This is a genomic window from Mycobacterium sp. IDUB_9, assembly GCF_055419505.1.
Window position 1 is genome coordinate 56,210 of the sequence record NZ_JBVAXU010000004.1, and the last position, 12,516, is coordinate 68,725.

Here is a 12,516-nt window from a genome sequence, read left to right on the forward strand (position 1 = left end):
CGGCCCGCGGCGCTGCAACACCGCGAGATCTACCTGAGGGTCGTGAAACGTGACGAACTACGACCTTGACGTCGATCTCGGCGTCGCGTCGCGCCCGGGATGATTCCAGGGCCCATCAGCCAGCGCCGCAGGGGCCCCCAGCCGTGACTCGGCCAGGGGTGGAATCGATGTCAGCACCGGGTTCTGGTCCAGACGGGATCCCGGGGTACGGCCCTGGCCCCAGCCGACCATCTCCCGGTAGCCGCCGAGCAGTCCGGCCCGGCTGACCGCGGATTCGGACGCGTGCGGGCTGTCGGCCTCGACGGGGGTGGACACAGGGGAGACGTAGAGCGCATCGGTGGGGCAGTACGCCTCGCACATGAAGCAGGTCTGGCAGTCGGACTGGCGCGCGATGACGGGTACCCCGTCGCTTACACGGTCGAAGACGTCGGTGGGGCACACCTTGACGCAGACGTCGCACTTGATGCACGCGGTGGCACTGACTATCTCGATCACGCCACGGCCTCCGAAGAGATGAGTTGCGGGGCAATGGGATCGGGGGCGGTCCAGATGTCGTCGAGGCCGCCGACCAGGATGCGATGGTCGAAGCGGTGGTCCGATTCGGGCTGATCCTCGCGGCGGTGCAGGCCGCGGGTCTCGGGCCGGGCCAGGGATGCTGCTGTGATCCAGCGCGCCGCAGCCACCATGGCGACTGCTTGACGCTGTTTGTAGACATCGCGCGCCGCCACGGGGGCCAGGCCGTCGGCGATGTCGCGCCACACGGTGTCCAGCACATCGGCTGACTCATGAAGCCGCTCGGCTGACTTCACATAGCTACGCTGCGGCGGCAGGACATGCGACTGAGCCACGGCCACCACCTCTTCGACAGTGGGCGCGCCCGAGCGTGACGGCCGGGTGGGCGGTGCCGGCGCCGTGTGCATTCGTCGGGTTCGGCTGAACTCCGCGGCACCCCGGCCGGCGAACGTACCCGAGGCGATGGCCCAGGAGCCATTGCGGCTGCCGCCGCCGGAGAGCGACCCGGTGATGAGCTCGCGGGTCGCGGCATCTCCTGCCACATACAGTCCGGGAACCGTCGTCGCACAATCCGGCCCGACCAGTCGCAGGCCGCCGGTGCCGCGCACCGATCCCTCGTAGACCATCCGGACCGGGTAGGCCGTGGTGAACGGGTCGACTCCGGCCTTGTCCAGCGGCAGGAAGTAGTTCGGCTGAGCGTCGCGCATGGTCTGGCGGAGGTGTTCGGGCGCGCGGTCCAGTCGGGTGAACACCCGCTCGCCGCGGGCCAGTGCCCGTTGGGCATCCTGGCGGCCGCTCAGCCCACGTTGCGTGGTGAAAGGCCGGCCGTGCTCGTCATAGAAGCTGCCCCACTGCAGCATTCGGCCCTTCGTGTGTACGCCCCACTCGGGGGCCAGTGCATAGGCGGTGCAGAACTCCATGCCGGAAAGGTGCGCGCCGTGTTCGGCCGCCATCAGCAGGCCCTCGCCCGTGTCGACGTTGGTGCCGAAGGTTCCGGACAGGAAAGCGGTTCCGCCGGTGGCCAACACGACGGCACCCGAAGTGATCTGCCAGGGCCGGCCGCCGTCCTGGCGGGCGATGCCGGTGGCGCCCGTGACGACGCCGTCTCGGTCGGCGGTCAGCTGCAGCGCCGGGTGGTGGTCGAGGATCAGTACTCCACTGCGATGAGCCTTGCGGCGCATCCGGCGCATGTACTCCGGGCCCTGCAGACTGCTGCGCATCTCCTGGCCGTCGGCACCCACCGGGAACGGATAACCCCACTCGGAGAGCTGCCCGAGCCGGTCCCACGAGGTGGCGAGCACCCGGAACATCCACTCGGAGTCGGTGATTCGTCCAGCGGCCAGCTCACGTTCGCGCACCGAATCCTCGCGCCGCGGCCCCGGACCGATCGCCCACAGGTTGTTGCCGCCGGCGGCGGTCGCCCCGCTGGTACCGCAATAGCCCTTGTCCACCAGGACGACCCGGGCACCGGATTCGGTGGCCGAGATGGCGGCCCAGGTGGCTGCGGGGCCGCCGCCGATCACCAGGACATCGGTGCTCAGTACACCGGGATCAGCGGGAGCGGTCATGTCCTACCTCCTCTCGGACGCCGAGTTCGGCCAGCAGCGCGCGGCGCAAATCATCGAAGCCGTCGTCGCTGCGGGTGCGTGGGAAGGGCAGTTCGACACGACGGTCCAGGGATATCCGGCTACCGGAGAGCACCACGACCCGGTCGGCCAGCAGGATCGCCTCGTCGACGTCATGGGTGACGTGCAGGACTGCCATGTGCCTGCGGGACCACAGATCGTGCAACAGTCCGTACATCTTGAGCCGGGTGAGCGCGTCGAGTGCGCCGAACGGCTCGTCGAGCAGCAACAGGTCGGGTTCGCGGACCAGGGCGCGCGCCAGGGAAACCCGTTGCGCTTCACCGCCGGACAGCGACAACGGCCATGCCCTCGCCTTCTCGGTAAGGCCGACTTCCTCAAGGGCGGCCCGTCCGCGAGCGGCCCGGCTGGGTGCGTCGGGTCCGGCGTCGGGAAGTGCGAAGGTGACGTTGGACAGGGCACGCCGCCACGGCAGGAGCCGAGGGTTCTGGAACACCACCGCCCGCGAGCGCGGCACCTTCACCGAGCCGGTGACCTGGTTGTCGAGCCCGGCCAGCACGCGCAGCAGGGTGCTCTTCCCGGAGCCGGACCGGCCCAGCATCGCGACGAATTCGCCGTCACCGATCTGCAATTCGAGATCTTCGAGCACCTGCTGATCGCCGAACGCCCGGCGCAGGCCGCGTACCTCGACCACCGCCGAGCTCATGCCGGCGCTCCGAGTCCCTCGAAACCGTTGCGCCAGGACAGCAATAGCCGTTCCAGCACCCGTACCAGCGTGTAGGACAGCAGGCCCGCGACCGCGTAGATGACGATCACCAGCAGTGACACGTCGAACTGCAGGTTGGTCTGGGCGCGTGACATCAGGTAGCCGATGCCCTGAGTGGTGTTGATCATCTCTGCGAAGATCAGGCTCAGCCACGCACTGGAGAGCCCCAACCGCAGGCCGACCAGGAAATTGGGCATCGCCCCGGGCAGGATCACCTGGGTGATCAAGGTGTGGCGTGGCGCTTCGAGGGTTTGCGCCATCTCCACGAGTTGCCGGTCCACACCGCGGATTCCGGAATAGGTGTTGATGTAGATCGCGATCGCCACGCCCGTGGTGATCAATACGATCTTGGGGCCTTCGCCGATGCCCATCCAGATGATCAGCAGTGGGGTCAATGCGAAATTCGGTACCGCCTTGAGGATCTGCATCGTCCAGTCGAGCAGGTCTTCACCGGTGCGTGTGAGCCCGGCGAGTACCGCGAGCACGACCCCGATGATGATGCCCAGCACCGTGCCGGTCAGCACCCGGACGCCCGATGCGCCGACGTGGGTGGCGAGTTGCCCGTCACCGAGCAGGCGCCACGCGGTGGCAGCCACCTGGGCCGGCGGTGGAAAGAGATCGGTGTTGAGCAGCGCGGTGGCAGATCCGACGCTCCAGATCGCCAGGATCAGCGCGGGGCTCACCAGACGGCGCACGGGCCGAGGGAGCCGTGCCCACAGGCCGTTTCGCCGGCCTCGGCCGCCGACGATCTCGATGAGTTCGGGATGCAAGGCCGGGGGCCGGACGGCGGACGCGGCACTCACTGCGGTGGTCACGACTTCGCCCCGGCCCATTCGCGAACCGAGTACTCGTGGTCGAACGACCCGTCGGCGTTGAGGAACTCGTAGGCGGCCTCGAGCTGTTCCACACCGACCTGGGGGAACGGTTCGGTGTTGAACTCATCAGCCTGCGTGGACTTCTGGACGAACTTCAGGTCGGTGTCGTCGGTTTTCGCGACCCAGGCCAGGTAGTCGTCGAAGTTCTCGGTGATGTCGCGGTTGACGGTGGTGACCGCCTGCTGCCAGGCGCCGATGAACTCGGGGTGGGCGTCGGTGAACGAACGCAACGCGATGTTGGTACCGGTGCTGCCGAAGCCGTGCCGCGACAGGCTGTCGATGATCGGGAAGCCCTTGGATTCCAGCTCGGCCGCGCTGGCGCCGGTCAGGATGGCCGCATCGATCTTGCCCGAACTCAGCCCGGCGATGGACTCGGGCGTCGGCACGTCGCGCACGTGGATCTGACCGTTGAGGCCCGCGGCGTCGATGAGCTGGCGGGCGGCGCGGTCTCGGATGGTGCCCTGCGGGGCAGTGACGTCCTTGCCCACCAGGCCCTTGATGTCGGTGGGCCCACCCTTGGCGCCCACCAGCCACGCGTCGCCGTTGATCGAATCAAGCGACAACAGAACTACTTTCGGGTCACGGCTGCGCGCCCGCAACCCGGGGTTGTCGCCGATGGCGGCGACGTCGATCGCGCCGGCGAACAGGGCTGAGGCGACATCGCTTCCGGACTGGAAGAACGAATACTCGATCTTGCCGACCCCGGCGGATTTCAGCTGCTCGGTGAGGATGCCCTCGCGGTCGCCCCAGCCCAGGGAGCCCGCCGGAGTTCCCGTCACCGAGGTCGCCCCGACACGCAGGGTGTAGCCGTCGGCGTTGTTGTCGTCGGCGCTGCAGGAGATTGCGGTGGTGATGACGGTGAGCGCAAAGGCGGTGCGCAGCAGGCGGTTCAACATGGGAGCGGTCCTCCGAAGGTGTCAATGCGTGAGCACACACGCGAATCCGCCCCAGTAGACTCCCGGCCCCGATTTGGGGTCGACGGTTTGGCTCAGGCTGATCTGGAAGAACGCTGTGAGTGCACCTATCGGCGGGCGCTCCAGCGCGCGGTCGAGGGCAACACGGTGAGCACGATGGTGGCCAAGGGTAGGGCCGGCATCGCGTAGACGACGGGGTGAAGTCTGGCCCCGGCGATGAACAGGCTGCCGAAGATCAGCAGGCCGATGACCGCGCCGACGACGACCAGGAGCCGGCCCATCCGGCGCCGCAGCAACAATGCGACGAGTCCGCCGATGGTTGCTGCGGCCGAGATCGCCGCCAGGAAACCGATGGCCACACAGAACAATCGGTCGGTGCGCCACCAGCCGGCGATCAGATCGGTCGCGATGACACCGGTGGCCCAGCCGCTGAGGATGGCCGATGTGGCCGCCACGATGGCCGTACGCGGGTTCGCACCCGCCGGGGTGTGCGGGACGATCATCGGCCGGGCGCGGGGCACATAGCTCGTACTGGCGTCGTCGTCCGCACGGCCGATCAGGCTCGTCTGAGGCTCCGCGCTACTCGCGGTGGGAATGGCGCCGGTGGGATGACGCCGGATGATGCTCGTATGCGGTTCGTCGGGCACCGGGACGGGCCTGGAAATCGGGGCCTGAGGCTGGCGCCGGATGATGCGGGTGTGGTCGTCGTCTTCGTCGGGGTGATCGGCTGGTCCGTCGTCGCTCACTCAGCCAACATAGCTGCCGAGGCTGAGGCCTCGCTTGGACAGCCACGGCACCGGATCGATGCGGCTGGTCCCGTTCTGTAAAACCTCGAAGTGCAGGTGGGGGCCGGTGGAGTAGCCCCGATTTCCGACGGTGGCGATCTGATCTCCGGCCATCACCCGGTCGCCCACGCTGACGAGCCACGTGTTGATGTGACCGTAGAGCGTGACGGTGCCGTCGGCGTGACGCAGCTTGACCCATGCGCCGTAGCCCGCCGTCGGGCCCGAGGCGATGACAACGCCGTCGGATACCGCCACGATCGGGGTACCGATCGGGCTCGCGAGGTCGATGCCTGCGTGCAGAACGCCCCAGCGGTAGCCGAAGTTCGAGGTCCAGACGTAACCCTTGGTGGGCATGACGAACAGCGGGCGTGACAGCCGAGCCTCGCGTTCGGCGCGTTCCTGGGCGAAGGCGGCGGCCTTGGTGATCTCTTCGGCGTGGACCGAGGTGTCGGCGGTCGAGGAGACCGAGACGATCTGCATGCCGTCGACCGAGCCGGTGACGGAGGCACCTTCGATGTGGTTGCCCTCGGAGGCCAGGATCGTGTCGTCAGCGTTGGTCTCGGTGGGGTTACTCAACGAATAGGCGCCCGCAGCGGTGGCACCCGCGGCCATGGCGGCGATCATCAGGCGGCTCTTGACGGCCCCGGCGTGCTCCTTGCGGTGGGCACCGCGCCGGCCGGACAGGTTGATCACGTCGGTGGCGGCGATGCCGTCGCTCACGTCGGTGTGGCTGTCCCGGTATGCGTAACGGGAGCCGCGCTCACCGCTGGTCTCGGGGCGGAAGCGTGAAGGGACGGCAAGACGGACGGGCACCAGATCGTCGGTGTCGTCCATGTCGTCGAGTTCGGGGGCGAAGATCAAGTCGGATTCGTGGTCGTGCGATCCGCGATCATCCAGGTCCGAGTGGTCATCGAACGCTTCGAAGGCGCTGAACGGGATGACGTCGGTGATCTCCGCAGCGTCCAGTTCTTCGGGAGAAACCCGGCGCCTGTGGCGGCGCGCGTCCGTCGGCACTCCACGGGGAGCTGCGGACGAACGATGCTGCGGCAAGACTCGGGAATCCTTCTTCGTCGTGACCTGAACGTTATCTGGACCAGAGGCACGTTAACCAAATCCCAATGATGGTGGCAACTTATGGGTCTATTCCGCGCCGGAATGTGATCCGTATCACCTCTCACGGGCGGTGAGATCTACCACATGAGCCGGAGGCGATGCTAACCCATCACTCGGTGATGGATAAAGTGCCAGCGGGCCCGTCAGAGGTACGCGGACCGGGCAGCTTCGAAGCGCAATAGAAGCCAAGCAGACAGACAACGCCTATCTAGGAAGCACATGGATCTCTTCGAATATCAGGCAAAAGAGCTGTTCGCCAAGCACAACGTCCCCACGACCCCGGGCCGCGTGACCGACTCGGCCGAGGACGCCAAGGCGATCGCCACCGAAATCGGCAAGCCCGTGATGATCAAGGCGCAGGTGAAGGTCGGCGGCCGCGGTAAGGCCGGCGGCGTGAAGTACGCAGCCACCCCCGACGACGCCCTGACCCACGCGACCAACATCCTGGGTCTCGACATCAAGGGTCACGTCGTCAAAAAGTTGCTGGTGGCCGAGGCGAGCGACATCGCCGAGGAGTACTACATCTCGTTCCTGCTCGACCGTTCCAACCGCACTTACCTGGCCATGTGCTCGGTTGAGGGTGGCATGGAGATCGAGGAGGTCGCCGCCACCAAGCCCGAGCGGCTCGCCAAGGTGCCCGTCGACGCGGTCAAGGGTGTCGACCTGGCCTTCGCCCGGTCGATCGCCGAGCAGGGTCACCTGCCCGCCGAAGTGCTCGACGCCGCCGCAGTGACCATCCAGAAACTGTGGGAGGTGTTCGTCGGTGAGGACGCCACCCTGGTTGAGGTCAACCCGTTGGTGCGCACGCCCGACGACCAGATCCTGGCCCTGGACGGCAAGGTCACCCTGGACGCCAACGCCGACTTCCGGCAGCCCGGCCACGCTGAGTTCGAGGACAAGGACGCCACCGATCCCCTCGAGCTCAAGGCCAAGGAGAACGACCTCAACTACGTCAAGCTCGACGGCGAGGTGGGCATCATCGGTAACGGTGCCGGCCTGGTCATGTCGACGCTGGACGTGGTCGCCTACGCGGGGGAGAAGCACGGCGGCGTGAAGCCGGCCAACTTCCTCGACATCGGCGGTGGCGCTTCGGCTGAGGTCATGGCCAACGGCCTCGACGTCATCCTGAACGACAGCCAGGTCAAGAGCGTGTTCGTCAACGTGTTCGGCGGAATCACCGCCTGTGACGCGGTGGCCAACGGCATCGTGCAGGCACTGAAGATCCTCGGTGACGAGGCCAACAAGCCGCTCGTCGTCCGCCTGGACGGCAACAACGTCGAAGAGGGCCGGCGGATTCTCGCCGAGGCCAACCATCCCCTCGTTGTCCAGGCCGAGACCATGGACGCCGGTGCCGACAAGGCCGCCGAGCTGGCGAACAAGTAATTAAGGATTCATGACCCATGTCTATCTTCCTGAACAAAAACTCCAAGGTCATCGTCCAGGGCATCACCGGTGGTGAGGGCACCAAGCACACCGCGCTGATGCTCAAGGCCGGCACCCAGGTCGTCGGTGGCGTGAATGCGCGCAAGGCCGGCACCAAGGTGTCGCACGTTGATAAAGACGGCAACGACGTCGAGTTGCCCGTGTTCGGCTCGGTCGCCGAGGCCATGAAGGAGACCGGCGCTGACGTGTCGATCGCCTTCGTGCCGCCGGCGTTCTCCAAGGACGCCATCATCGAGGCCATCGACGCCGAGATCCCGCTGCTGGTTGTCATCACCGAGGGAATCCCGGTGCAGGACAGCGCTTACGCGTGGGCCTATAACGTCGACAAGGGCGAGAAGACCCGCATCATCGGGCCGAACTGCCCCGGCATCATCACCCCTGGCGAGTCGCTGGTCGGCATCACGCCGAACAACATCACCGGCAAGGGCCCGATCGGACTGGTCTCCAAATCCGGCACCCTGACCTACCAGATGATGTACGAGCTGCGCGATCTCGGCTTCTCCACCGCCATCGGCATCGGCGGCGACCCGGTCATCGGTACCACCCACATCGACGCCATCGAGGCGTTCGAGAAGGATCCGGAGACCAAGCTGATCGTGATGATCGGTGAGATCGGTGGCGACGCCGAAGAGAAGGCCGCGGCCTACATCCAGGCCAACGTGACCAAGCCGGTCGTCGGCTACGTCGCGGGTTTCACCGCTCCCGAGGGCAAGACGATGGGCCACGCCGGCGCCATCGTGTCCGACGGCGCGGGTACTGCGGCCGGTAAGCAGGAGGCCCTGGAGGCCGCCGGCGTGAAGGTCGGCAAGACGCCGTCCGAGACGGCCGCGAAGGCGCGCGAGCTTCTCGCGAACCTGTAGCTCTCTCTCTGCGCGAGCTCTTTTCTGCGCGAGCAGACGCAAATGTCCCCGCACGCACGGCGTGTCGGGGACATTTGCGTCTGCTGGGCAGTTAGGCGCGGCCGCCCAGATGCTGGGCCAGGAACCGCTCGACAGCGTGGTACATGTCGATCTGGTTGTCCGGGTTGAGAAATCCGTGTCCCTCGTCGGCCTTGACCATGTACTCGACCTCGACGCCGCGGCCGCGTAACGCTTCGACGAGGTTGTCGGATTCGGCCTGCACCACGCGAGAATCGTTGGCGCCCTGGATTACCAGCAGCGGTGTGCGGATCTGATCCACTCGCGTGATGGGGGAGCGGGCCAGCATGTCGGCTTCCTGCGCCGGATCGTTGTGGTTCCCTACATATAGATGCCAGTTCGTGGCCAGGAACGGACGCGCCACATTCGGCAGCGTGCGCATGAAATTGGCCAGGCTGGAGATGCCGACGTAATCGATGGCCGCCGCGAACACGTCCGGGGTGAACGTGACGCCGACGAGCGCGGCGTATCCACCGTACGAACCGCCGAAGATCGCCACCTTGTCCCGGTCGGCGTAGCCCTGCTTGACCGCCCAGTCCACCGCATCGATCAGGTCATCGTGCATCTTGCCGGCGAACTCACCGATCGCCGCTTTGGTGAAAGCCTTGCCGTAGCCCGTTGAGCCACGAAAGTTGACCTGCAACACCGCATATCCGCGGTTGGCCAGCATCTGCGCATCGGGTTGAAAGCTCCAGCAGTCCCGTGACCACGGGCCGCCGTGCACCAGTAACACCATCGGCAGGTCGGTGGCCTCGATTCCGACCGGCAGGGTCAGGTACGAGTGCAGTTCCAACCCGTCGCGCGAAGGGATGGTCACCGGGGTCATCGGTGCGAGTGAATCTGAATTCAGATTCGGATATGGCCGGAACAGCATCCGGCTTTCCCCGGTGGCGTGGTCGTAGAAGTAGGTGACGCCCGGTTCGCGGTCGTGGGTGAAGTTGACGACCCACCGCTGACCGGAATCGTCCGACGAGATGCCGGCGAGGTCCCCATCGGAGAGCTTCGTGAGAGTCTCCAGCACCGCGCCGAAATTCGGGTCCAGGGCATGGATCACCTGGCGCTCACCGTAATACCTGGCGCCGATCAGTTCTCCCGTGCGCTCGCTGAGGATGAAAGGCGAAGGCAACACCATCTGATTGCCGAGATCGAATGTCGGGTGGCTGTCCACCTCGGTCTCGGTGCCGGTGACCACATCGAGGCGGGCCAGCCGGGCGCGGTCACTGCCCTCGTTCGATCCGAGCCAGATGCCCGTACCGTCCGGAGAGATGACGACCGGGTAGATGCCCAACGGGTAATCGGTGCCGTCGTACACCTTGATGGAGCGCAATGATGCTGTGGCCGAGTCCCATTGAGATATCTCGACATCGCCGTCCACGGTCAGCGTATTGGTGAACAGATCACCGTTGGGGGCGCACAGCCAGGTGATCACGTTGCCGGGGTTTTCCGCCAACAGGGTCAGTTCTCCAGTGGCGATGTCGAGTTCGTACGCATCGACCAGCTGAGGATTGCGGTTGTTGGTCTGCACGATCGCTTTTCCGGGCCGGCCCTTGGGCAGGTCGAAACTCGCTCTGGCGCCTGGAAACGGTGTGAGATCCACTGCGGCAGCGTCGGGGTTGTCCAGGTCGATGCGATACACGTGGAAGTTCTCGTCCCCGCCGGTGTCCTGCATATAGAGCAGCCACCGGGGATCGTCGGTCCAGGAGTAGATGTACACGCTGCGGGTCTCGTCTGCGGTCACGCACCGAGGCGGGGAATCGCCGTCGAGGTCCTGAACCCACACGTTGAGTCGGTTCTTCCACGGCGCCAGGTAGGCGATCTTGGTTCCGTCGGGCGAGATCTTGGCTCCTGCGCGCTCGGGCGGGCTGAAGAAATCCTCTACCGAGATGAGTTCAGGCAACGCCATGACGCTCCTTTGTTGTTTGTGGACAAGCTCTTTCGGGGTTGTTCAGGGAACGACGGGTCCGCCGAGACGCCCGTTGGTCGCGTCGCGGATTGCTCGATCGATGAGCGACAGCGCCTGCTCTTCGGTGACTTTCTTGCCTTCGACGATCACTGCGATGCTGACGTCTTCGTCGACGACGCGGAACGCACCGGTGACGGCCGCGGCGCACAACCGGACGGTGAGATCTGTTTCCGGCAGACCCAGGCGCTCGGCGATCACCGGGATGAAGCCCTGCTCCATCCGGTCGTGAACCATCAGATAGGCCGTCCGAAGGGCGGGTTCAGACGAGGTCATGGTCGCGATTCGCATCGCGCTGATCTCATCCTCGACGTCCTGCGGCGTCATTGGATGCGAAATTCCGTCGGCGGCAAGATGTTCGGCCAACGAGAGATCGTGTGGCCAGCGGTTGAGAATGTCGATGAACCGGTCCGCGGATTTGGCCAGCACCGGTTCGACACAACTTTCCTTCGCGCGGAAGTAGCGCCAGATCGTGCGCGTCGAAAGCCCTGCCGCCGCGGCGATCTCGTCACCGCTGGTGCCGGTGACGCCGCGTTCCCAGAACAACTTGCAGGCATGTCGCGACACGGCGAGACGCGCCTGATCCTGCTTCTCGCCGATTGCTCTCACCTCCAGAACTTGTCACTTAGTGACAGCTCCACTTTGTCACTAAGTGACAGAGACGTCAAGGTGTGCTGGTGAGCGCCGGTTTGGCTGGTTGGCTGGTCTCCCGCCGGCTCCGGTTTCCACACCAGGGTTGTTCCGCACGCCTTCAACGACCCAGGTGTGGAAAGCGGTGGCGGCTTCCCGGTGAAGACGGGTTTCGGGCGCGCGGTTTTCCACACCAGGGTCGCTCTACCTCGCGGCCAACGACCCAGGTGCAGAAAGCGGTGACGCGAGACGGCTAGAAAGCCCAGCTCCCGCGCGGTGAGATCACGAAGCCATGGCGGTAGGCCGTGTAACAGGCCACGAAGTCGTCGCCGGCCGCGCAGCCGGAATCGTTGACCACGAGCTTGTGTCCTGTGGGCAGTTCTCGGAGTTGGTGGTCCGTGCTCCACTGTCCGCCGCCCGCATACGTGAACTCGAAGCGACCATCCGAGGTTTGGCTCACGGATTGCATGACGGTCTCCCAGGCCGGCGCCTGTCCGGGAAGGCCTTGCCTGCCGGCATCCTTCGGGAAACCGGGCAGGCGTGAGGCGCGGCAGTCGATCATCCCCAGCCCGTCGGCCCCTGTCGTCTGGCCGTACACGTTGGCCAGGCAAGTCACGTCTTTTGCTGTGAACGAGACGAGGGTGTCGCGGTGCCAGTTGGTGCTTGTGTATGCGGCGAGGTCGGCCACTTTGAACACCGCGAGATCGGGAAAGGTGCCGGGCGGGGGAGACGGATACGCAGCTGGGCCCGAAACCGCCTGGCCCTCAAGTGTTGACGTGCATCCGCAGAGTGACGTGGCCATCAGCGCCGCAGCGGCGATCGCCGAGGCAACGCGCATCAGAACGTCCACCTGCCAGAGGGCTGCACGCTGAACGCGGCCGGCTCTCGGGCAGCCCCTTTCGGCGCTGCGGCATCGACCCTCAACGGCGGCGTCACCCGTCCACCCTAATGCCCCTGATAAGGGCAGATGGGCACCGATTTCACTCTCCAAACATGAATCGGTTAGCCTCGCGAATT

Annotated in this window: 12 protein-coding genes; 2 read left to right on the plus strand and 10 right to left on the minus strand. The window is 65.8% G+C overall.

Going from position 1 to position 12,516, the window contains the following annotated elements:
* Positions 1–57: 57 nt before the first annotated feature.
* The 7 genes from ACZY08_RS18335 to ACZY08_RS18365 form a co-directional block, all read right to left on the minus strand.
* Entirely contained in the window at positions 58–495 is a 438-nt protein-coding gene (locus ACZY08_RS18335; RefSeq protein ID WP_463746053.1) for a 4Fe-4S binding protein, read from the minus strand.
* Complete coding sequence (locus tag ACZY08_RS18340; protein WP_463746054.1) at positions 492–2,081, minus strand: FAD-binding protein; 1,590 nt, start codon at positions 2,079–2,081, stop codon at positions 492–494. Before ACZY08_RS18340 ends, ACZY08_RS18335 begins: the two co-directional genes overlap by 4 nt.
* Positions 2,065–2,802, minus strand: a complete 738-nt coding sequence (locus ACZY08_RS18345; protein ID WP_463746055.1) for an ABC transporter ATP-binding protein — start codon at positions 2,800–2,802, stop codon at positions 2,065–2,067. Before ACZY08_RS18345 ends, ACZY08_RS18340 begins: the two co-directional genes overlap by 17 nt.
* Positions 2,799–3,695, minus strand: coding sequence for an ABC transporter permease (locus ACZY08_RS18350; protein WP_463746056.1), 897 nt, complete (start codon positions 3,693–3,695; stop codon positions 2,799–2,801). The genes ACZY08_RS18345 and ACZY08_RS18350 overlap by 4 nt, the downstream gene beginning before the upstream one ends.
* Positions 3,674–4,633, minus strand: a complete 960-nt coding sequence (locus tag ACZY08_RS18355) for an ABC transporter substrate-binding protein (protein ID WP_463746057.1) — start codon at positions 4,631–4,633, stop codon at positions 3,674–3,676. Before ACZY08_RS18355 ends, ACZY08_RS18350 begins: the two co-directional genes overlap by 22 nt.
* A 125-nt stretch (positions 4,634–4,758) precedes the next feature.
* Positions 4,759–5,397, minus strand: coding sequence for a hypothetical protein (locus ACZY08_RS18360; protein ID WP_463746058.1), 639 nt, complete (start codon positions 5,395–5,397; stop codon positions 4,759–4,761).
* Positions 5,398–6,486: a M23 family metallopeptidase gene (locus ACZY08_RS18365; protein WP_463746059.1), complete on the minus strand. Its 1,089-nt coding sequence runs from the start codon at positions 6,484–6,486 to the stop codon at positions 5,398–5,400. It lies immediately after the preceding gene.
* Between the two features lie 282 nt (positions 6,487–6,768).
* Here ACZY08_RS18365 and sucC point away from each other — a divergent pair, with 282 nt between their 5' ends.
* Positions 6,769–7,932, plus strand: coding sequence for an ADP-forming succinate--CoA ligase subunit beta (gene sucC, locus ACZY08_RS18370; RefSeq protein WP_463746060.1), 1,164 nt, complete (start codon positions 6,769–6,771; stop codon positions 7,930–7,932).
* 17 nt (positions 7,933–7,949) lie between these two features.
* On the plus strand, positions 7,950–8,852 hold the full coding sequence (gene sucD / locus ACZY08_RS18375; RefSeq protein WP_463746061.1) for a succinate--CoA ligase subunit alpha: 903 nt from the start codon (positions 7,950–7,952) through the stop codon (positions 8,850–8,852).
* A gap of 91 nt (positions 8,853–8,943) precedes the next feature.
* Here the strand turns inward: sucD and ACZY08_RS18380 are convergent, their stop codons facing one another.
* The 3 genes from ACZY08_RS18380 to ACZY08_RS18390 all read right to left on the minus strand — a co-directional run bounded on the left by ACZY08_RS18380 (position 8,944) and on the right by ACZY08_RS18390 (position 12,337).
* Entirely contained in the window at positions 8,944–10,812 is a 1,869-nt protein-coding gene (locus ACZY08_RS18380) for a S9 family peptidase (protein WP_463746062.1), read from the minus strand.
* A gap of 42 nt (positions 10,813–10,854) precedes the next feature.
* Complete coding sequence (locus ACZY08_RS18385; protein ID WP_463746557.1) at positions 10,855–11,469, minus strand: TetR/AcrR family transcriptional regulator; 615 nt, start codon at positions 11,467–11,469, stop codon at positions 10,855–10,857.
* Between the two features lie 283 nt (positions 11,470–11,752).
* A complete protein-coding gene (locus ACZY08_RS18390) occupies positions 11,753–12,337 on the minus strand; it encodes a hypothetical protein (RefSeq protein ID WP_463746063.1) in 585 nt (194 codons plus the stop codon).
* Between the last annotated feature and the right edge of the window lie 179 nt (positions 12,338–12,516).

What these genes read in the sequence shown, in the direction of transcription:
- ACZY08_RS18340 (WP_463746054.1), bottom strand. Translation starts at nt 2,081, where the DNA reads ATGACCGCTCCCGCTGATCCCGGTGTACTGAGCACCGATGTCCTGGTG.
- ACZY08_RS18345 (WP_463746055.1), bottom strand. Translation starts at nt 2,802, where the DNA reads ATGAGCTCGGCGGTGGTCGAGGTACGCGGCCTGCGCCGGGCGTTCGGC.
- ACZY08_RS18350 (WP_463746056.1), bottom strand. Translation starts at nt 3,695, where the DNA reads ATGGGCCGGGGCGAAGTCGTGACCACCGCAGTGAGTGCCGCGTCCGCC.
- ACZY08_RS18355 (WP_463746057.1), bottom strand. Translation starts at nt 4,633, where the DNA reads ATGTTGAACCGCCTGCTGCGCACCGCCTTTGCGCTCACCGTCATCACC.
- sucC (WP_463746060.1), top strand. Translation starts at nt 6,769, where the DNA reads ATGGATCTCTTCGAATATCAGGCAAAAGAGCTGTTCGCCAAGCACAAC.
- sucD (WP_463746061.1), top strand. Translation starts at nt 7,950, where the DNA reads ATGTCTATCTTCCTGAACAAAAACTCCAAGGTCATCGTCCAGGGCATC.
- ACZY08_RS18380 (WP_463746062.1), bottom strand. Translation starts at nt 10,812, where the DNA reads ATGGCGTTGCCTGAACTCATCTCGGTAGAGGATTTCTTCAGCCCGCCC.
- ACZY08_RS18390 (WP_463746063.1), bottom strand. Translation starts at nt 12,337, where the DNA reads ATGCGCGTTGCCTCGGCGATCGCCGCTGCGGCGCTGATGGCCACGTCA.